This is a genomic window from Kocuria sp. (assembly GCF_030538595.1).
Lineage (GTDB): Bacteria > Actinomycetota > Actinomycetes > Actinomycetales > Micrococcaceae > Kocuria.
Genome location: NZ_JAUNTS010000006.1, coordinates 23,346 through 46,016, shown reverse-complemented (window position 1 = coordinate 46,016; position 22,671 = coordinate 23,346). Strand labels below are relative to the sequence as shown.

Here is a 22,671-nt window from a genome sequence, read left to right as displayed (position 1 = left end):
AGATGGAACCCAAAACCGTGGAAACCCTCACCGACGGGCAGCTCATCCACGTGGGTTTTGCCGATCTCAAACAGGCTCGGCGCTGGCTGCAGTTCCCGGAACTGGCCTCCGCCGACCTGGGGGCTCTGCTGGAGCTGCTGGAGGAATACGCCGCCAGCCCGGACACCGCAGTGCGCTCGCTGGTGCGTTTGATTGAGGCCCACCCGTCTGCTGCGGAGGTGCTCACCGGTGACACGGAGGCTGCCGCGCCACTGGTCCGGTTGCTGGGAGCTTCCGAGGCGCTGGGGGAGTTCCTGATCCGTCACCCGGATCAGCTTGATCTGGTCAAACATCCGTTTGAGGCCGAGCCGCAGGAGATCCCCGCCACCGAGTTCCGCAATCACCTGCTGGCGGCCGTGGGGGCCACACCTTCCGATCGGTTGCCCGTTGCCACCGCCACGGGGGACCAGGCCTATCAGGCATTGCGTGTGGCATACCGCCGTGAGCTGACCCGGATTGCCGTGGGAGATCTTGGTGCGATCAGCCCGGTTGACCACGTGCCCGCCGTCGGGCGTCAGTTGGCCGATCTTGCAGCGGCCGCCATTGATGCGGCCCTTGCAGTGTCCCGCGCTGAGCTGGCCCAAACCGTTGACGACGCCGAATCCGCCCTGCTGCCCAGGCTCAGTCTGGCCGTGATCGGCATGGGCAAATGCGGTGCCCGCGAGCTGAACTACATCTCAGACGTGGACGTGATCTACGTTCACGAGTTGTTGGCGCAGATTCCCGGTACCTCCTCCGGAGCTGACGCGCAGACTGCACCGGCTGCCACCTCCATGGCAGAAGAGGAGTGCGCCTCCGTGCTCGCTGCCAAACTGGCTTCCGGAACGGCACGCGCCATCATGGCAACCTCTGCTGAGCCACCGCTGTGGGAACTGGACGCCAACTTGCGCCCGGAAGGCAAAGACGGCCCGCTCTCACGGACTGTGTCCTCCCACGTGCGGTATTACAAGAAGTGGGCCAAGTCCTGGGAGTTCCAGGCTTTACTCAAAGCCCGCCCCATGGCTGGAGATGCTGAGCTGGGGTCCCAGTATGCGGAAGCCATCACCCCGTTCGTCTGGGAGTCCTCCCAGCGCGAGGGATTCGTGGAGTCCGTGCAGGCCATGCGGCGTCGGGTGACAGACAACATCCCCGCTGAGGAGCGGGAACGTCAGATCAAACTGGGACCGGGTGGCCTGCGTGACGTGGAGTTCACGGTTCAACTCTTGCAACTGGTTCACGGTCACAGCGATGACCGCGTGCGAACCCAGTCCACCACTGACTCCTTACAGGCACTTTCCGATTGCGGCTACATTGCTCGGCGCGATGCAGAGCAGTTCGGCGCCCATTACCGCTGGTTGCGACTGCTGGAACACCGCATTCAGCTGTTCCGGTTGCGGCGCACCCATCTCATGCCCACCAAAAGCCATGAGCTTGCGGTGATTGCGGTGGCCATGCAGGCCCCGGACGCTCAGCAGCGGATGCGCGGTGATGCCCTGGTGGAGCAGTGGCATCAGGTGCAGCGATCCGTGCGGGGAATGCACGAAAAGATCTTCTACCGGCCGTTGTTGGCAGCGTTGTCTCACACCCCGTTGGATGGGGTGGAGCTCAGTGACGAGCAGGTCCGCGACCGCCTGGAAGTCCTGGGGTACCGGGATCCGCGTGCGGCGCAGCGGCATCTGGAAGCTCTCACCAAGGGGGTGAGCCGCCGAGCGGAGATTTTGCGCACCCTGTTGCCGGTGCTGCTGGAGTGGATTGCCCGGGGGGTGGATGCCGATGCCGGGTTGTTGGGTTTCCGTCGCGTCTCCGAGGCTTTGGGAAGTTCCCCGTGGTACCTGCGCATGATGCGCGACTCGAACACCGCCGCAGAGCGTCTGTGTCAGATTTTGGCCTCTTCGCGGTACATCACGGATTCCTTGGAAAATCAGCCGGAAGCAGTGGCGTGGTTGGGCCGCGACGACGACCTTGTGCCGCGCAGCTTTGAACATCTCTGGAATGAGATCCAGGCGCAAATGGGCCGCCACAGCGATGCCGATGGTGCCATCCGGATGATCCGGGTGCTGCGTCGTCGTGAGGGATTGCGGGTTGCTCTGGCCGATGCCTGCGGTCTGGTGGATGTTGATGCGGTGGTGGCGGCGCTGTCTGACATTGACCGAGCCACAATCTTGGGCGCGTTGCACGTGGCCGAACGCGACATTTACGTGCACCAGGAGTCCGGCTGCATGGCAGATGTTCTGGTGGTGGCCATGGGGAGGCAGGGCGGCCGGGAGATCGGGTACGGCTCCGATGCTGATGTCATGTATGCCTTCCAGCCGTGTACCGGTGATCATGACCACGGGCATCAGGAAATGGACGATGGCGCGTTGCCCACTGGACCGGATGCTCTGGCTGCGGAGGCCAGCGACGGCGACCATCAGCAGTGCGCTTCTGACCAGGCACTGCGCGTGATTCAGCGGATGGTGCAACTCTTGAAGTCCCCGTGTGATCCCGTGATCGTGGCTGAACGCTCCCTGGAGATCGACAACGATCTTCGACCGGAGGGCAAGCAGGGGGCCATGGTGCGTTCCGTGGAGTCCTACCGCGAGTATTACGACCGTTGGGCGCAGACCTGGGAGTTCCAGGCTTTGACCCGAGCTTTGCCCATGGCGGGTTCGGACAAGGTGGCACGCCACTTCACGGAGGTCATTGACCCCCACCGGTACCCGGCGCAGTTCAGTGCGCAGCAGCTCAATGACGTCCGGCGGATGAAAGCCCGTGTGGAGAATGAACGTTTGCCACGAGGTGCCGACCCCACTCGCCATTTGAAACTGGGACGGGGTGGACTGTCCGACGTCGAGTGGCTGGCGCAGACGCTGCAGCTTCAACATGCTCACGATCACCCCGCGTTGCGCACCACCAGCACGTTGCGCACCCTCCAAGCAGCCGTGGAGGAAGACCTGTTGGAAGAAGCGGATGCGCAGGCCCTGGCCCGTGCCTGGCGGTTGTGCACGCAGATCCGCAATTACAACGTTCTGCGCACGGGACGGGCCTCAGATGTTCTGCCCAAGGCTGGACTGGACATGGAAGCCGTGGCTCGCTGGTGCGGGTACCCGCCCGGCCACGCCGGGGCTCTGGAAGATGACTACTTGCGCATCACTCGGCAAGCCCGCGCCGTGTTCGAGCGAGTCTTCTACGGCCGCTGAACCTGCGCTCCACCCGGTGGGGCTTCCTCAAGTGTCCACCCTTCCGAATCCCGGGTGTACGTGATGCGGATGTGGCGCCGATCGGTTGCGTCCTGCCAGAACTCAACCCGGTTGGGACGAATCCGCCACAATCGCCAGTCACTCGGGCGCACATCAGCCTGTGCGGCTGGGCTGCGAGCCGCCAAATCAGCATGACTTTCTGCTGGAGTCGCTTCCATCACGATGCCCCGCACCCTGACTGCCCTTGCCATGGGTTGCCACCAGAGATTCAATGCCGCGGATGGGTTGCGTGCCAACTGCTGACCTTTTCGGCTGGAGGCCAGCCCCGCAAAGGCCCATCCTTGCTCATCCACGTCTTTCAGGAGAAGGGTGCGAGAGTCGGGGACGCCGTCGTCGTCAACTGTGGCCAGCATGGCGGCCAAAGGTTCGGCCACCCCCGCAGCCAGTGCGGCATCCAGCCACGAATAGAACATGGTGACTGGATCGGATGGAAGGCGGTTGAAGTCAAGAGGGGGCGCTGTGCCCGTCAAAGACGGAATCTTGCGGAGGCGAGCGGCTGAATCCTGTCCCATGAGCTCCAGTGTGGCACTGATGAGACCCGAACAAAGCTGCCAAGTGTACGAATTGCCCTGCCACTGCTGCGAGTCGCTGGAATCACCGAGGAAGACTACAGATGGAACAGCGTGGGAGACACGGCACACCCCATCTGGCGCACGGGCAACGTGCGCCAGATGGGGTGAAAGCGCCCCGGGAGGGAGTCGAACCCCCGACCAAGAGATTAGAAGGCTCCTGCTCTATCCACTGAGCTACCGAGGCTGACCGAGACAGTCTAACCAACCCGCCGCACTGCGTTGTGACGTCCTGACTCCCGGAGTGGACCCTCCACAGCGATGAAAGTTTTTGGAGTGCCTGGTGGTTGTGCCCATTTGGTCGGGAATCCTCAGCGGGGCCATGACCAGGCGCGTCACAGTGGGGGTGAACCCTCCGGGGATCCGCCCCGGGTCAGGGATCAACCGGCCGGCCATCACGGTGCGGCCCTCTGATCAGGAGCACTCATGACTGACACGATCACAGTGCGCGGTTTTGTGGCCACCCAGCCTTCACTGCGCCAGACCTTCAACAACATCCATGTCTCAGACTTCCGCCTTGCCTCAACCTCCCGAAGGTACGACGTTGACAAGGGAGAATGGGTGGATGCCGGTGCCACCAACTGGTATACGGTCACCAACTACCGGTACTTGGCGGACAACGTGGCGGCCTCATTGGCCGTGGGAGACGCGGTTTTGGTCCACGGGCGGCTGAAGATCCGTGAGTGGATGGACAACGCCGGTCACAAACGCCTCACCGTAGAAATTGAAGCCACATCAGTGGGCCCGGATCTTGCCCTGGGCTCGGCCAAATACACCCGAGCTGGTAGCGGCCGCAACAACGGGGTCACTCAGGAGAGCGCGGCAGCCCGGGATGCCAGGGACAGTAGAGATCATCACGACGACGCCCAGCACCAGTCCCGCACGCAGCCTTACGATGCAGACAGTGTCCACGGTGAAGCGGATGTGTCCTACGACCAGGACACCGGTGAGGTGTTTGGTGAGGGGGAGGGCGGCGTCGTCGATCGGATGACCGGATGGTCCCCGCAGCGCGACTCCATGACGGGTGGAGTGGGCCTGCAACCGGGGGAAGTTGCTGATCTGAACCAGGAATCCCGTGTGGAGTTTCAACTGGACGAGTCTGAGGCGGATACGGAGGAAGGGGCGGATGTGATGAGCGCCTCTACGCGGTGAGGAAAACCGCCGGTGCGTAGGCGGCGCGGATTGCCTGGGCACCGGCGGCCGCAGGTAGCCTGGTGGTCATGGCGGAATTCATTTACACCATGAACAAGGCCCGCAAAAAAGTGGGCGACAAACTCATCCTGGACGACGTCACCATGTCGTTCTACCCGGGCGCCAAGATTGGCGTGGTCGGCCCCAACGGTGCCGGTAAGTCCACGATTCTGAAAATCATGGCTGGACTGGACGAACCTTCCAACGGCGAGGCGCGTCTGTCCCCGGGTTACTCGGTGGGCATCCTGCTGCAGGAACCCCCGTTGAATGAGGAAAAGACCGTACGCGGCAACGTTGAAGAGGGCGTTGGCGAGATCAAGACCAAGCTGGACCGCTTCAACCAGATCTCTGAGGAAATGGCCCAGCCGGATGCAGATTTTGATGCCCTCATGGAGGAAATGGGCAGCCTGCAGACTGACATTGATGCCGCAAACGCGTGGGACTTGGACTCCCAGCTGGAGCAGGCCATGGACGCTCTGCGTTGCCCCCCGGGTGACACTCCAGTGACCAACCTTTCCGGTGGTGAGCGCCGTCGTGTGGCGCTGTGCAAGCTGCTGTTGGAAAAGCCGGACCTGCTGCTGTTGGATGAGCCCACCAACCACCTGGATGCCGAATCCGTGTTGTGGTTGGAGCAGCATCTGGCTGCCTACCCGGGTGCCGTGTTGGCGGTGACTCACGATCGCTACTTCCTGGACCACGTGGCTGAATGGATCTGTGAGGTGGACCGCGGCCGCCTCTACCCCTACGAAGGCAACTACTCCACCTACCTGGACACCAAGGCCAAGCGCATGGAAGTTCAGGGCAAAAAGGACGCCAAGCAGGCCAAGCGCCTGAAAGACGAGCTCGACTGGGTGCGCTCCAACGCCAAGGGACGTCAGGCAAAGTCCAAAGCCCGTTTGGCTCGTTATGAAGAGATGGCTGCGGAGGCAGAGAAGACCCGCAAGCTGGACTTTGAGGAAATCCAGATTCCCCCGGGACCGCGTCTGGGCAACCAGGTGATCGAGGCCAAAGATCTCCGCAAGGGCTTTGGCGACCGCGTGCTGATTGACGATCTCTCCTTCACGCTGCCGCGCAACGGCATTGTGGGTGTGATCGGCCCCAACGGTGTGGGTAAGTCCACGCTGTTCAAGACCATTGTGGGTCTGGAGGAGAAAGACGGCGGCGAGCTGAAGGTCGGCGACTCCGTGAAAATCTCCTACGTGGATCAGAACCGAGAGAACATTGATCCGGAGAAGTCCCTGTGGCAGGTGGTCTCCGACGGTCTGGACTTCATCAACGTGGGCCAGGTGGAGATGCCATCGCGTGCCTATGTTTCCGCTTTCGGTTTCAAGGGCCCGGATCAGCAGAAGAAGGCCGGTGTGCTCTCCGGCGGTGAGCGCAACCGCCTGAACTTGGCGTTGACGTTGAAGCAGGGCGGCAACTTGCTGCTGCTGGATGAGCCCACCAACGATCTTGACGTGGAAACGTTGGGTTCCTTGGAGAACGCGCTGCTGGAGTTCCCAGGCTGCGCCGTCGTCATTTCTCACGACCGGTGGTTCCTGGACAGAGTGGCCACTCACATTCTGGCGTGGGAGGGCACCGAGGAGGATCCGGACAACTGGTACTGGTTTGAAGGAAACTTTGAGTCCTACGAGGAAAACAAGGTGGAGCGCCTGGGCCCGGAGGCGGCACGCCCCAAGCGGGTGACCCACCGCCGCCTGACCCGCGACTGACCTGCCCCCTATTCAACTCCGCCGAGATCATGGTTTTGGTCGCTTTCGGAGCCCTCAAAGCGACCAAAACCATGATCTCGGCGGAGTTGCGGGGGTTAGGACTGGCTGGCGCCACCGTCGACGGCGATGTCGCCCAGCGTCATGTGCGCAGCCCCCTCAGAGAGGAGAAAGCCAATGAGCGGTGCTATGTCCTCCGGAGCGGCGATGCGTTGTAGCGGGATGCCGGGCTGGTAGGTGGCAAGGTTTCCCGCCACAGTTTGGTCCCGGTGGTCCTCGCCCTCCCACATGGCCCGAAGCATCGGGGTGTCTGTGGTTCCGGGGGAAACCACCATGCAGCGGATTCCGTTGTCACCAAGCTCCAAGCCCAGGCTGCGGGTGAATTGGGATGCGGCAGCCTTTGTGGCCGAGTAGGCGGCCAGGCCGGACCTCGGGCGACGCGCGGAGTTTGAGGCGACCGTCAGGAGGCAGCGAGCCCGATCGGCACCAACAGGGTCCTGAGCCACCATGACTCGCGCGGCAGCGGTGAGAACGTGCGCGGTTCCCAGCAGATTCACGCGAATGACGCGCTCGATTTCTGCTGGATCGGCCGACATTGCTGGACCACTGATGAGTGTCCCGGCTGTGTGGACCACGGCTCGGAGCGGGCCTAATCTTGCGATGTCTTCGAACAGTGCGCTGCAGGCCGCGGAGTCGGTGACATCTAGTGGGTGGGTCTGGGGGCCCGCAACTTCACCGAGGTCCGCTCTGACGACAGTGAACTTTGAGTCGCCCGCAGCGCTACGTATGTCGGCCATGTGGTTGGCCGCGGCTCGACCAATGCCACCCTCTGCCCCCGTGACCACCACGATGGGCCGGGACGTCATGAGAGCTCCGGGACTGTAGTGGGCAGCGGGTTGCGCAATTGGATCATGCGAGTTTCCTCCGAAATGAATACGACGGCGGAGCTGCTGTGAGCGACTCGACCCCGCCATGGCTGAGGTTCAACACCGCCGGGTAGTGCGGATTCGTTCCGATTAGTCCAGCAGGTGCGCCCAAGAAGCCAGGCGTGGGTTGGACGCCAGATCGGCATAGTCGACGTCGTGGCCAGCGGCCAGAATTTGTTCGACCAGACCCATGATGCGCACTGAGTCCAACCCCAGCTCCATCAAGTCGGCGTGAGTATCGACCTCCGTGGGGGTCACTCCCAGCGCGTCGGCCACATCGCGTTGCAACTTCTCGAGGATTTCCGGCATCGTCCCTCATCTCCGCCGGAAACTCGCCGGCGTCATTCGATTTCGTCAATTAACACAGGTTAGCCTAACCTAATTCAGGTTCAGGTCTTGTGACGTGGAAGGAAAGCATGACGGAGACGATGCCAACGATGGCCGCCAGCACAGTAGGTGAGTGGTTCCCCTTGTCGGGAGCGCAACTGGGCATCTGGAATGCACAGCGGCTAGAGCAAGCATCTCCCTTCTACGTGGTCGGAGAGGTGGTCGAAATCGGCGCGGGTCGGGTGGACACAGCTGCGTTGGCGCGTGCCGTTCGGGCAACGGTTGAGGAGACCGAGACCCTGCGCCTGCGGTTTCGCGAGGGCCATAATGGCCCCGAGCAGCGCGTGGCGCACGAGCCCGTGGCCGACCCCGAAATCCGGAACCTATCTGAAGCCGCTGATTCATACGCGTTTGCCCACGCCATCGTCGACGACGAACGCACCCGCATGGCCGAGCAATGCGCGGCCATGACGAATCGCTGCCTGCATAAGTACCTCATCCTGCGTTTAGATGATCAGACTGTCTGGTTGTTGCAGCTCTACCATCACCTGATCGTTGATGGCTACTCCGCGGCCATGCTCACCCGCCGTATCGCAGCCCGCTATCGTGCAGAAATTTCTGGCGCATCCTTACCGGAATCTGGCCAGCACGCCGTCCGCGAACTCGTGGAGCAAGACCTGGGCTACCGAAGTAGCGAAAGTCACCGGCGCGATCGCGACTACTGGGTGGACACGTTCACGCCCCCGCCCAGTACCCGCTCCCGTGACGCGGGCCCCAAGGATCCCGGTGCGCGGCCGGTGTTCATTTCATCGAATCTTGACGCCGATGACGTCGATCGGCTCAAGGAGATGGCCGCCGATGCTGGAGTCACATGGGTGGACACGCTCCTGGCAGGTTACGCCGCGTATATTCGCCGGCTGCAGGGAAGCAACGACGTCGTCCTGGCATTGCCCATGATGGTTCGCCAAGGATCGGCTGCCCTGAAGACCCCGGGCATGGCGGTCAATATTCTGCCGCTGCGGGTTGCGGTGAACCCCGCGGACACGTTGACCGATCTGGCACGCATGGTCTCGGCGACCGTGGCGTCCATGCGGGAGCACCAGAGGTATCGGGGCGAGGAGCTTCCCCATGCTCTAGGAGTTCCGGGTGCTGGTGCGTTGCTGCACGGCGTGGGGGCGAATATCAAGGTGTTCAACCCGGAACTAGATTTTGCAGGGGTCGCCGGGGTGCTTCGAAACGTGGCTGGTGGCCCACCCGAAGACCTGGGGATCACGGTGACTCCAAGGCTTGAGCCAGATGTGACCACGGGCGACGACCATGACACCTCGGTTTCCGGGGTACCCAGGACATGGCTACAGCTCAGCTTTGAGACCGATCCTGCTAGGGTCTCGCGCCAGAGGGCCGCTGACCGGTTGGTAAGTTTCACCCGATTTCTGCGCGGCCTCATGGACCCGGCGCTACCGGCCTTGGGGCGGGTCGCTGCCCTAGAGCCGAGCGAGATTGACCGGATGCGAACCAGGCGCTCGGGGGCCTGCGGTAGCGCACCTATCAACGCCCTGGCCACAGTCGATGACGGAACGAAGAACGCATCCGGCATGGCTAACCGCAGCTTGGGTGGAGTCGAGCGGTCCAAGCCCCGCCGAACCGATGATCTGGCGGAGCTCATCACTCGGATCGGTAGTTCACGTTCGGATGCCGCCACGCTGGTGGATTCCCGCGCGTCGCTCACCGGTCCCGAAGTTCTGCGGCAAGTCAAGCACATGGCTGCCCTGCTCCAAGACCTCGGCGTTGGGCCTGAAGATGTGGTGCTGCTGGACCTGCCACGCGGGCACGAAATGGTGCTCGGCGCCTTGGCCACTCTGCTGGCCGGGGGTGCCTTTCAGATGCTCGACCGCGCACACCCGACCGCCCGTCGGCGGGAGACCTCCGAACAAACAGCTCCGGTCGTCGTCATCACGGATCGGCAAGGTGATCCCCAGACTTGCCCGCTGGCGCCGCGGATTATCTGGGAGGAGATCGCGTGGGAAGAAGGCCGCCATCCGTCCTACCGGGAGGTCGAGGACGGCACCTTGGCGTACGTTTTGCACACCTCCGGGACCACGGGGCGGCCCAAGGGGGTGCAGATTTCGAGGGGGTCGTTGGCTCATCTGATCAACCATCACCTCGACGAGCTGTTCCCCCGGGCCGTTGCCAAGGCTGGCAAACAACAGCTGAACGTCGCTCACACTGCATCGTTCTCTTTCGATGCGGCCTTGGATCAGCTTTCGTGGATCTTCGGGGGGCATACCGTTCACGTCTACGACGCCGAGATCACCGGTGACGCCTTGGCCTTCCTGGGCGCTCTGCGTCAGGACGAGATCGATGTCTTGGACTCCACTCCGTCGTTGGCCTCAGTTCTGGTGGAGTTCGGGCTGCTGGAAGCTGAAGGAACCCCGACCACATTGATTTTCGGCGGGGAAGCACTGCCAGAGAATCTGTGGCGCGCGGTAATCGCCTCCGGTAAGGAGGCATGGAACTTGTACGGTCCTACCGAGGCTACCGTGGACGCCATCGCCGCTCGCGTTCAAGGGCCGACAGTGACCATCGGACGACCCCTGTACGGAACCGATGCGTTCATCCTCGACATTGATCTCCATCCCGTGGCGGACGGTGAAATCGGAGAGCTGTATCTGGGTGGCCCGCAACTTTCCCGGGGATACCTCAATGGACCGGGGGAGACGGCCACACGGTTTGTGGCCGATCCCTTTAATCCCGGTCAACGCTTGTACCGTACCGGTGACCTCGCACGATGGGAACCTAGAACTGGATATGTCCACGTGGGCCGGGCTGATGAGCAGGTAGAGATTCGCGGTCAAAGGGTTGAACCCGCAGAAGTTGAAGGGGCACTCAATTCCCTTCCGGATGTGGCCACCGCCGTCGTCACCATTGCCGGCGAGAGTCATGATGCGACGCTTCTGGGCTACATCGTCCCCGTCAAGGGCAGCGCACCCAGCCCAGAATCCATCCGCGCGGACCTGGCGGAGAAAGTCCCTGGATACCTGATCCCGGCCCACGTGACAGTCCTCCAGGCACTGCCCACCACCGTTGGCGGCAAGGTCGACCGCGCCGCTCTACCTGCCCCCGATCTCGGTCCCAGCCAGCGAACAGCGGAAACCGCGGCGGAGATGATCCTGGCGGAGGTCATTACAGAGACCCTGAACCGGTCCGGGACAACCTTGCCGGGCGCCGTCGGCATGGATCGCGACTTTGTCAGTCAGGGTGGGGACAGTATTGCTGCCCTGACCGTGGTTGCCCAGGCCAGACAACGTGGTCTGCGTGTGACTGCCCAGGACCTTTTAGGCGCGACACCACTGTCCGGTGTTGCAGCACGGGCGCGGCCGTTGGCACACGAAGGCGCGGCAGCACAGGTCACGGATTCGACCAGGGCTGCTACAGAATCTTTCACGGAAACGGGATCGGTCACTGACGACGATGGGTATAACGCCGATCTGCCCATTGGCTCCTTTCCGGTATCTGCAGTGGTTGAAACCCAGCTGGCTGCGGCACCTACCCGCGAGTCCTTGCGCACTCACGCGCAATGGGCGGTTCTGCACACGGGGACCCGGCTGGATCGCGCTGCGCTTGAGCACGCCGTGATTACGTTGCTGGATCGCCATGATGCTCTGCGCCTGGTGCTCTCCACCGACTCGGGTGAACCTCGTCCTTGGCTCTACATCAGACGAGCCGGTGCCGTGCAGGCCCGGGACGTGCTGGTAGATACAGCCGAGCACGAAGGGGCGACTGAGCGAGTTGTGCCGGGTCATGCTGCGGGAAGTAAGGGGGAGCACGACGGCGACGCCGGGGACGTCGCCGAGCGGTGGGCCCACGAACTGACCGGTCGGCTCGATCCGGAAGCCGGCACCGTCATCCAGATGACGATCCTGCCCGGTGAGGGCTTCTCCGGTTTGGAGTCCCAGGGAGAGCACCAACACGGTGAAGACGTTGACGGTGATCGCCTGCTGGTGGTGATCCACCACCTGGCGGTCGATGCTGTGTCCTGGCGGATCATCCTTCAGGACTTGCAGCGCTTCTATGAATCTGCTGTGCACGGCATCGTTTTGGAACAACGTCCGGTTGGTGCATCGTGGCGAACCGCCGCACTTGCACTGCAAGCGCAGGTTGAGCGGGGCGGGTCAGCGAAAGCCGCTGAGACTTGGAGCCGAATGCTAAGTGATGGTCCTGACGCACCACTAGGTGCAAGGCGACTCGATCCCGAGTTTGACACCGTGGCAACGGCCCGGCACGCGTTGAGTTGGATCGATCCCAACACCACCCGTGTATTGACCGAGGAACTAGCGGCTGCTTACCGCATGCGGCCCGAGGAAGTGCTCTTGGCAGGACTGAACTTGTCGTTGGCGCTTTTCGACCGGGACCGGGGAATCTGCGAGCCCATGGTGCGCCCCGTGACGTTGGAAAGCCACGGTCGTGATTTGCCTTCCGCCGACCTTGACCTCTCTGAAACGGTGGGTTGGTTTACAACTGAGTTCCCCGTGCAGGTGAACTCTCCCGCTCTGGGGCGGCCCGTTCAGGGTCCGGATGACGGCGATCGACGACGCGTACTCGATGATCAGACGTTGCAATCCGTATTGGAGGGGGGTTCGGCCGCAGCGGCACTGCTGTTGGCTGCCAAAGAGGCCCGCCGCGCAGTGACAGACACCACGCAGTACGGTCTGCTGCGGCAAGGCGACGGAGAGCCGAGCCAGCAACTGAAGGCGCTACCCGAACCAGAAGTCGTGCTCAATGTCCTCACCGACTTCACAACCTCCGCCGGTTTCTGGGCCTTGGACAGCGAACGGGCGTTCCGAGTTATCGAATCTCCCCACCGTCGCTTGACGGAGCCCCTCACCGTCAACGTGTTCCCATCCTCCGGGGCGAATCCGGGTCTGACGGTCGAGTGGAGTTGCGCGGGCGGGATCTTTTCTGAGCACGACCTGGCGCAGTTGCAGCAGAGTTTCCAGCAAGCCCTGTCGGCCCTGAGCACGCATGCCACTCGCGCGGAAACTCTGGGTGGCACCAGCCCATCCGATTTATCCTTCCTGGAACTGGACCAACAGCAGATCAATGCCTTGGACCAATGTCATGGTGGCGTCGATGACGTTCTGCCGCTTTCGCCATTGCAGGAAGGCTTGCTTTTTCACGCGTTGGCCGACGGCGCGGACGATGCTTATGTCCTAGCCGCCGCGTTGGAGATTCAGGGGCAGCTCGATCCGGATCGGTTACAGGAAGCATTCAACGCAGTCCTCACCCGGCACCCCGTGCTCCGAGCCGCTTTCGACGTCGACACGCTGGGCGAGCCCGTCCAAGTGATTCCCCGCAATGTGCAGATCGCGTGGGAAGTGGTGGACTTATCTGCGCTGCCTCCTGAGGCTGCACGATATTCGGTAGACAGCGTCTTGAAGGCCATGGCTACACGCGCCGTAAATGTTGCTCAAGCGCCGTTGATCGCAGCCACCCACCTCAAACTTTCCGCGGAAGCCTCGGTTCTAGTCTTGGGTGGCCACCACCTGGTCACGGACGGCTGGTCTACGCCCTTGATGGTTCGTGACCTGATGGCCTTTTACCATGACCAGGGCGGGGACCTGCCCCACGCAGCACCCTTCTCCGAGTATCTGGCCCAACTGCACTCTGCAACGGGTACTTCAGTGCTTGGGGCATGGCGGACACGACTTCACGGGTTGACTGCACCCACGCTGCTGACGGAGCTGTGTGAAGCAGACATTGCGGCCGACAAAGGACAGGACGCGCAGAGCGCCGTCGAACCCGTCCGCACAGTTCTCTCATTGGACCCTGAGATGGCCGGGAACATGGCTCGCTTTGCACGCGAGCACGGACTGACCGCCAACACGTTGCTGCAGGGGGCCTGGGCCACGGTCTTGTGTAAAACCACAGAGCACGACGACGTTGTCTTCGGTGTGACAGTTTCCGGGCGGCCCACCGATCTACCGGGCATCGAAAACACGGTGGGTTTGTTTGCCAATACATTGCCCGCCAGATTCACGGTCACCCGGGACGTTGCCCTGCTGCAGTGCTTCGCGCGGCTACAGACCGAGCAGGCCAGTATGAGCGACTACGAGTCTGCGTCCCTGGCGGAGATCGAGCGCGACCTTGGGCTCGGGCCCATCTTCGATTCTTTGGTGGTTTACGAAAACGCTCCGGCCGCACGGTTTGACAGCACCCAATTGCCGCGTGTGGTCAACATCCACAGCGCGGGCGGCACCCACTATCCCGTCAATGTCATGGTGCCTCCGGGAGATGGCCAGAGGGTGATTCTGGAACATGATCCCTCCCGGATCGCACCGGGGGTTGCCCAGATGCTGCGTGAAGAGCTCACCAGAGTCATAGAAACGGTGTATACCAACCCGCAGGCCACCTTCGCGGACATTGAGACCGCAGCTGGAACAGTCGATGACCTGGATGTTGTGACCGACCTGGCCACGGAGGGTACACCGACAGAACTGGCAATTGATGCAACATCTGCACCGCAGACGATTGCCGAACAGGGCCACCAGGTTGGGCCAGGTGCACTGACCCATGCAGGTGCAGGCGCGTCATCAACCGGACCGTCGCAGCAATTGGTGGCCACCGTGTCTGCGGAGATGGCGGACCTGTTGGGCCGCGGCGCCGTGGCGGCTGACGACGACTTCTTCGCCATGGGCGGCCACTCCCTGACTGCCATGCGGTTGCTGGGGCGGCTTCGGCATCGGGGGGTCTCCGTGGGACTGACCCAGATTCTGCAGCAACGCACACCTGCGGGCATCGCTGCTGCAGCTCAGACCGAACAGAACGCGCTAGACGACGGCGTGACCCACGTTGACGACGAGGGCGCGACCCGCCACAACGATGGCGCTGGCCACGACAGCGACGACGGCGCGACCCACGACAGCGATAGCGGCACAGCGCAAAACAACGAGAGCGCTGCCCGCGACAACGGGATTTCGGGACTTTCGGAGGCGGCCCAACGGCTGTGGTTCCTCCACCAATTGGAGGGGCCATCTCATGTTTATGACGTTCCTGTCGCACTTGAACTGACAGGGCCTGTGGACGCTACAGCACTCGAAACGGCGTGGCTGGATGTCCTTGAGCATCATCCGATTCTGCGTACGATCTACCCCGAACTCCCCGGAGGAACCCCCGGGGTCAAGGTGCTCACGGTTGACGAGGTTCCCGGACTGAGCAGCTGGACATCTTCGATGCGGGCACCGTGGGGTAGCGGTGAATCCTGGCCGGTGGAGGATCACATCAGCCAGTGGTTCACCGACCCGCAGCATGCTGTGGACATCACCCAGCAAGCACCGGCGAGGGCAGCGTTACTGCAGGTTGAATCCCCCGAGCGCGCCCAGGCATCCGGTGCGGTGCCCGCCGCAGAGCCGGGAAGGCATCACCGCTCGATTCTGCTGTTGAACTTTCACCACATTGCGATCGACGCAGAATCTATCGAACCGCTGCTCACCGATCTTTCAACGGCCTACACCCACCGTGTGGTGGGCAGAGCGCCACGGTGGGAGGCAAGTGCTCAGCGCAGTTCCGCCGTCGCATCCGATGAGGTGCAGGCGCAGCGGGACGAGGCGTTCTGGGCCCGGGAACTATCCGGGCTACCCGAGGCACTCGATTTGCCGTTCGATCACCCCCGACCAGTTCACCCGACCTACCGCGGGCACACAGAGATAAGGGAGCTGGGAACTCACCTGAGCCGGGAGCTGGCACAGGCCTGCGCGCGCCACGGCGTCACGCCGCTGATGCTGCTGCGCACCGCCGTCGCTGTGTCCTGGTCCATGCTGGGTGCCGGCCACGACCTCCCGTTGGGTAGCACCGTAGCGATGCGCGACGACCTTGCTGATGACAAGCGCAGCGTTGGGTATCACGTCAACACGATGGCTGTCCGGTGCCAACTGGACCCCACAGCTACGGTTGAACAGACCCTGGACGCGATCCGCACGAGTTCTCTAAACGCGCTAGAACATGCGCAGCTGCCCTTCGAACGAGTCGTGGAGTTGCTGCACCCCACCCGCGACCGCGCGCGACACCCCGTGTTCCAAACCCTGGTGTCTTACGAGGCGCAGGCTCCCGTGCCGAACATCGGGAACTTGGCTACCCGAGAACTGGAAGTTCGTACGGCTAACGCCAGATTCGACGTCGGAGTTTGGCTGGTGGACAACGCGGAGGGGAGCGGGACGGAGTACAACGGATCATCGACCGCGTTGCGGCTGGTCGGAGCCACTGACGTGTTTACCTCAGACACCGTGGCCCTGCTGGCCGACACCGTTGAAACAGTGCTGCAGCAGATTCTGAGCGGACCGCAGGCTAGGCTCACCGACTTGTCCCTGGGCTTGGAAGAGCCCGCTGATCCGCCCGTGCGGAACCGGCGGCTACTGAGCTTGCCAGAAGCCTTCGAGCTGCAGGCGATGATGACCCCGGGTCGGATAGCCGTCACGGATCACGGGGGCCAGGTCACCTACGGGCAACTGGCGGACTCCGTGACCAGCCTTGCCGCCCACCTCGCCTCCCATGGGGTGGGGGAGGGCAGCATTGTTGCGGTAGCTGCCCCCAGAGACCGCACCTTGCCCTTGTCACTTCTGGCTATTCAGCGATTGGGTGCGGTTTACCTACCTTTGGATCTTGACCACCCGGCCTCACGGTTGAGCGTGATTGTGCAGGACGGGCAGCCGGATTGCCTGCTGACTACATGCTCCCTGCGGGAGCAGCTACCCGTTCAGGGCACGCCAATTGTGCTGATCGAAGACGCTTGGAACCAGCGGGTGGCGCCGCACTTGGCACCGGTTCCGCGGGCCGACGACGGCCTGGCCTACATCCTGCACACCTCGGGCTCCACGGGGCGCCCCAAAGGCGTGATGGTCACGCGGGCCAATCTGGCCGCCTTCCTGCATTCGGCCATCGAACTCGGTTGGGTGCGTGCGGAGGAGTCGCTGGTGGCCGTAACCACAGCCTCCTTTGACATCGCGGGGCTGGAACTGTTTGCCCCGTTACTCGTCGGCGCCACTGTCCATATCGCGGACCGCGGCACCGTGCTTGACCCGCAGCTACTGCTCGAGCAATTGACCTTGGCCAAGGCTTCGGTGCTGCAGGCCACCCCGACACTCTGGCGTGGACTCCTGGAGGCCGCCTTGCGTTCGGGCTCACCGGCGTTGACCGGGGTGCGAGCACTGATCGGCGGCGAAGCGGTGCCCAACGATCTCGCCGTCGGCATGACGGAGCACTGCGCTCAGGTGCACAACGTCTACGGACCTACTGAAGTCACTATTTGGGCAACTACGGCTGGCGTGACTGGAACTGGTCCAGTCAGCATCGGCGCACCCTGGACGGATGTGCGCGTAAGGGTGCTCGATGAGGCACTGCGTGCCGTACCTGACGGGGTGGCCGGTGAACTCTATTTGGGTGGTGCGCAGGTGGCACGGGGCTATCTGGGGCAGCCCGGTCTGAGCGCAGCACGATTCGTGGCCGATCCTCAGAGGGCCGGTCAGCGGATGTACCGGACAGGCGATCTGGTGGTGCGCCGTAATGGAATGTTGTACTTCCTGCGCAGGGCAGATGATCAAGTCAAGGTTCGCGGTCATCGCGTGGAGCTCGGTGAAGTCGAAACGGCATTGCGCAACGTGGATGGCGTCAGCCAGGCAGCGGCAGTAGTCCGCCAGGATGCTCAGGGCACGGCTCGATTACTCGCCTACATCGTCCTGGCCGAGGATCGTCGTGGCCGTGGGGACCCGGAGCATGGACCCGGCGATGGCAGCAGCGACGCCGCCGCTCAGGTTGCCATTTCAGAGGTGGCTACCGCGGGTGAGGTTGGGCGGGTGCAGGAGCACGTGGCCCGCAGCCTGCCGGAGTACATGATGCCGTCGGTCATCACTGCGGTAGATGCCATCCCATTGACCGCCAACGGGAAAGTTGATCGGGCCGCGCTGCCCGAGGCGCACATTCCAACCGGCTCGGGCAGGGCCCCCGCCACTCGGGCCGAGCAGGCGATGTGCGAGGTTATTGTCGAGTTGCTGGCCCTGGACACGGTTAGTCCAGATGACGATTTCTTTGCCTTGGGCGGAGACAGCATTATGTCCGTGCGTCTGGTTGCCATGGCCCGCGAACGTGGACTCGAGCTGTCTGTTGCCCAGGTCTTTGCCCATCCCAAGTTGGCCTCACTGGCGGCTGCGGCTGAGTCGACCGGCGAGGAGGTAGGGGAAGACACACAGCCATCCGGTGACGCGAGAGCGTCCGAGGGAGTCGAGGTCACAGACCAGCTCGCCCAAGTCTTGGACGAATTAGCTCCGAATTGGGTCGAAGTCTTGCCTGTAACACCTCTGCAGGAAGGCATGTACTTACAGTCCGTGCTGGACCGCGCCAACGGCTCGGATGCCTACGTGGTCCAGCACCGGTTCGGCCTGGAAGCACCCGTGGACGTGCAAGCACTGCGCAGGGCCTGCGATGCCCTGTATACGCGCCACCCCATGCTGCGCGCTGGCTTCACCCACCGTGGGTCAGGTACGCCCATTCAGTTCCTATTGGATGTCCACCCCATGCCCTGGACCCAACGGGAGGTTCAGGATCAAGCAGAACTGGACGCGCAAGCCAAAGCATCCTTCGAACGCGGGATCGACCCCCAACGGCCGCCGCTGATCAACGCTTTCCTGGGAGTTTTACCCGATGGCACCGGGGAACTGATCATCACCCAGCACCACTTGTTGACGGATGCCTGGTCGCAATCGGTGCTCTTCGAGGAACTGTTCCAACTCTTCCTAATGCACCGCAGCGATCCCTCCGTTGAGCACCCGCGTGCCGCCAACGCCACCGGTCCTGGTGCGGCGCAAGCCACGACCGAAGCTCTTAGGCCGCCTTTGCCACCGGCCCCGGACTTCAAGCGCTATTTGCGTCATCTGGACGGCGCAAGCGAGACGGACGGTCTTGAGGCATGGCGCGGTTACCTGGCCGAGTTGGACCAACCGACGCTGATCGCGCCGCAGACCGCATTGGTCCATCCCGTGCCCTCCATGCTGGAACGCGAGCTGAGCGAGCAAACAGAGAGTGGTTTGAAATCGGTGGCAGCTTCGCTCGGCGTTAGCCGTGCCACGCTCGTCCACTTGGCCTGGGGGCTGGTGCTCAAGGAGCTGACCGGCAACGACGACGTCGTCTTTGGTACCACCGTGTCGGGACGGGACCCCGAGGTCTCCGGTGTGGAGGATATGGTCGGTTTGACCCTGAACACCGTTCCGTTCCGCGTCAACTCGCGTCCTCACCAACTCATCGCTGAACTCGTGACCACGACGTTCCGCCACCAGGGTGCGCTCACGGCTCACCACGCGGTGGGACTCGGCAAGATTCAACGAACGCTGGGGATGACGCCCTTGTTTGACACCTTGGTGGTCTACCGGAACACACCCAGGGACGCGCAGGCTCGCGGCGAGCTGTTCCGGCGTGCAGGGGTCACGCACGCTCATGCGATAGACGCCACCCATTACGGATTGGTTCTGGATGTCGATCCTGGCGACGGTTCGGGGCCGGGACGGATTGCCGTTGAGTACCACCAAGAGCGGATCGCAACCCAATACGCCAGCGAGGTACTGTCGCGTCTGAACCGGGTCCTGGAGCAACTGGCCACTGTGGACCCGGCCACCACACCGGTGGCTGCCGTGCACGGAACGGCTGTAGGACCTCCGGTTGGTGCTGTCACCCCGCACGCCAATACCGCGCTGGAACCGGCCCGGCGCCCCGTACCTGCCGCAGGCCAGCCGGGAGGGGACGTCGACATGCTGCTGCGGCAACTCGCGGCAGACTTGCCGCATGCGACCAGCCTGGTGGGGCCAGATTTCTCGTTGACTGCCAGCGAACTGGAGCAGCGCGTGGATCGCATGGCTCGCATCCTGGCAGATAGGAAGTTGGGGGCGGGGGATGTCGTCGGCATTTGCTTGCCACGCACCGCCGATCACGTGGTGGCAATCTTCGCAGTCATGCGCACGGGTGCGGCGTACCTCCCCTTGGAAGCCGGACAACCGGCCACACGCAGCGCCCAATTGCTCGATGACGCCGGTGCGGCCGGTTTGGTGACAACCGCCAGGATTGCGGCCAGCCTGCCGCAGAGTGCTACCGGGCCGCGTGCCGTGGTCGATCTGGAGGATGCTGAGATCCAAGCGATCTTGGATGGGCGCTCTTCAGCCCCGTTGGTGGATGAGGAAGCGGTCAGCGGTCCTGTCGACAGCGATCAGCCCGCCTACGTGATCTACACCTCCGGTTCCACGGGCATGCCAAAGGGCGTGCTTGTGGGGCATCGGGGTCTGACCAGTATGTACCACAACCATGTTGAGGAGATTTTCGATCCACTTGTGGATCGCTTGCAGCGATCCGTACGGGTGGCCCACACCGTCAATTTCGCTTTCGACATGTCCTGGGAAGAACTGTTCTGGATGCTGCGCGGCCATGAAGTGCACGTGATCGACGAGGACCTGCGGATCAACCCCGTAGCCCTGGTTAAGCACTACCACCGCGTTGGCATTGATGTGCTCAACGTGACCCCCTCCTACGCGCGGGAACTCGTAGCGGTGGAGCTGCTCGAGGGCCCCGGACGCCCGTCATTGGTGATGCTCGGAGGCGAAGCCGTGCCGCAAGAGCTGTGGACGCTGCTCAGAGACCGTCCGGACGTGGATGGATACGATCTCTACGGCCCCACCGAGTTCACCATCAACGCCTTCGGGTCGCCTGTTACCGGCAATGTTCGCCCTTGTCTGGGCAAACCGGTTCGTAATGCGCAAGCGCGCATCCTGGATTCCGGTCTGCGCCCCGTGCCGGTGGGGGCCGCCGGCGAGTTGTACCTGTCCGGGGACGGCCTTGCCCACGGATATGTGGGCAGGCCCGGAATCACGGCTGCCGCCTTTGTGGCCGATCCGGATCAGTCTGGGGCCCGGATGTATCGGACCGGAGACTTGGTTCGCCGGGAAGCCGACGACGTCGTGACCTACCTTGGGCGCGTCGACCGGCAGCTGAAGGTGCGCGGAATGCGGGTGGAACCTGGCGAGACTGAGGCCGCGGCGGCTGCATTGGATGGAGTCAGCGCGTGCGCTGTCGATGTCCGCGGTGGCACCGGGGCAGGGCACAGCGGATCGCGCCTGGTGGCCTGGGTGTTGCCCGAAGACGGGGCCGAACCGGACCCTGGGTGGATTCGAGCCCGGCTGCGCGAGAGTCTGGCATCACATCAGGTGCCTTCCCGGGTGGAGCTGGTCGACGAGTTCCCGCTGACACCCAACGGAAAGCTGGATCGCTCGGCACTTTCGGCCACGGCAGGACACAATGAACGCACCCGCGCCCCGAAACCTGGCCTGGAGAGTTCCTGGTGTTCGCTGGTCGAAGAGCTCCTGGAGCTGGAGGCAGGCACCGTGGACCCGGAACTGTCCTTCCTGGACCTCGGCGGAGACTCCCTGACCGCCATGCGGGCCTCCGGTTTGGCCAGTCAACGCCACGGAATCGATGTCTCGGCAGTCGATCTCCTGGCAGGCAAGACGCTGGCTGAGTTAGTTACCACCCGCGCCGAAACTGCCACTCATGCCGAATCTGCTGCGCAACTGGCATCTGCAACATCATGGGCCTCTGCCCCACAAGCAGAATCCGCAGCGCAGCCGGCCCAGGCTGCGTGGGGACACGAACCCGTTCTTCGCCTCCGAAAAGGCACCGGCGAACCGTTGGTGTGCATCCATCCCGGTGGCGGGTTCGCATGGCCGTTCCTCCCGCTGGCCACCAGGCTGCCGGGTAGTCGTCCAATAGTTGGCCTCCAACTCCCGGACAACCCACTCGATGCTGATGTGCGGCCGTACACCATGGCCGCCGCTGCCAGGGAGTACGCGGCAACTATCAGGTCCATTCAACCGCATGGCCCCTACCATCTGCTGGGCTATTCCTTCGGTGGAACGATGGCTCACCACATCGCCGCGCTCTTCAGGGAGGAAGGCGACGACGTCGCCTTCCTCGGCATCCTAGATGCCGAACCAGCCGGACACCGGCGTCGTTGGACAGGGGAGCCCCCGACCGAGCACAACGACGACCAAGGTGAGCCTGTTGCCCATGCCGGACTGCAGCTGTCCACAGCGGAGGTAACCGAACTTGCGGGTCTTGTCGAAGGCCTTCATGAGCGTTCACCCGAGTTGATCGAGCAGTTGGGCAAGAACTTGCAGCGCTGCACTGAGCTGTTGGCAACCTCCGAACCGTGTGCATTCGATGGTCACGTCACGTTGGTGGTCGCCGACGACATACCTGCACCATCACCGGATGCGCAGGGTGAATCCTCCGGTCGGGGTGTCGTAGCTCGCCCCGGGCACGCCAGCTGGGCACCCGAGCGGCACTGGCGCCAGTACCACGGCGATGCCCTGACCGTTCACCACATACCTTTCACCCATTCCGGCTTGGCCGCACCGGCTGGTTGGGATCGAATTGCCGCTTTGCTCGCGGGAACTCCCGCAGTGGGTACATCCACCCCGCCACGCAAAACTCCGCCGAGATCATGGTTTCGGTCGCCCAGGGGCACCTCAAAACGACCGAAACCATGATCTCGACGGAGTTGAAGCGGCCCACAAGACCTCCCCGTCCCCGGGCAGGATCCAAGAGTCTCGGCGGTAGCCGAGCAGCTGACGTCATTGCGAAATGACATGGAAATGAGGAGATACTC

General features: G+C 63.0%; 7 protein-coding genes and 1 tRNA gene. 4 read left to right on the top strand and 4 right to left on the bottom strand.

Annotated features, from left to right (window positions below; translation table 11 throughout):
• Nucleotides 1-2 precede the first annotated feature (2 nt).
• A complete protein-coding gene (locus Q4G32_RS06655; RefSeq protein ID WP_303350184.1) occupies nucleotides 3-3,197 on the top strand; it encodes a bifunctional [glutamine synthetase] adenylyltransferase/[glutamine synthetase]-adenylyl-L-tyrosine phosphorylase in 3,195 nt (1,064 codons plus the stop codon).
• Here the strand turns inward: Q4G32_RS06655 and Q4G32_RS06650 are convergent.
• Nucleotides 3,185-3,769 (bottom strand): pyridoxine/pyridoxamine 5'-phosphate oxidase, encoded by a 585-nt coding sequence (locus Q4G32_RS06650; protein ID WP_303350182.1) that lies wholly within the window; start codon nucleotides 3,767-3,769, stop codon nucleotides 3,185-3,187. The genes Q4G32_RS06655 and Q4G32_RS06650 overlap by 13 nt on opposite strands.
• Nucleotides 3,770-3,940: 171 nt before the next feature.
• Nucleotides 3,941-4,013 (bottom strand) — tRNA-Arg (locus tag Q4G32_RS06645).
• Between the two features lie 239 nt (nucleotides 4,014-4,252).
• Here Q4G32_RS06645 and ssb point away from each other — a divergent pair.
• Entirely contained in the window at nucleotides 4,253-4,978 is a 726-nt protein-coding gene (gene ssb, locus Q4G32_RS06640) for a single-stranded DNA-binding protein (protein WP_303350180.1), read from the top strand.
• 68 nt (nucleotides 4,979-5,046) lie between these two features.
• Nucleotides 5,047-6,729, top strand: a complete 1,683-nt coding sequence (gene ettA, locus Q4G32_RS06635; protein WP_303350179.1) for an energy-dependent translational throttle protein EttA — start codon at nucleotides 5,047-5,049, stop codon at nucleotides 6,727-6,729.
• A 95-nt stretch (nucleotides 6,730-6,824) separates the two neighbouring features.
• On the opposite strand, the gene Q4G32_RS06630 is transcribed toward ettA, so the two are convergent.
• Together Q4G32_RS06630 and Q4G32_RS06625 are read right to left on the bottom strand one after the other, a co-directional pair.
• Nucleotides 6,825-7,592 carry an SDR family oxidoreductase gene (locus Q4G32_RS06630; RefSeq protein ID WP_303350178.1) on the bottom strand — a complete coding sequence of 256 codons (768 nt, stop codon included), beginning with the start codon at nucleotides 7,590-7,592 and terminating at the stop codon, nucleotides 6,825-6,827.
• A gap of 150 nt (nucleotides 7,593-7,742) precedes the next feature.
• Nucleotides 7,743-7,961, bottom strand: a complete 219-nt coding sequence (locus tag Q4G32_RS06625) for a phosphopantetheine-binding protein (RefSeq protein WP_303350176.1) — start codon at nucleotides 7,959-7,961, stop codon at nucleotides 7,743-7,745.
• Nucleotides 7,962-8,068: 107 nt separating this feature from the next.
• Between Q4G32_RS06625 and Q4G32_RS06620 the strand changes: the two genes are divergently transcribed.
• Nucleotides 8,069-22,552, top strand: a complete 14,484-nt coding sequence (locus tag Q4G32_RS06620; protein WP_303350174.1) for a non-ribosomal peptide synthetase — start codon at nucleotides 8,069-8,071, stop codon at nucleotides 22,550-22,552.
• Nucleotides 22,553-22,671 lie beyond the last annotated feature (119 nt).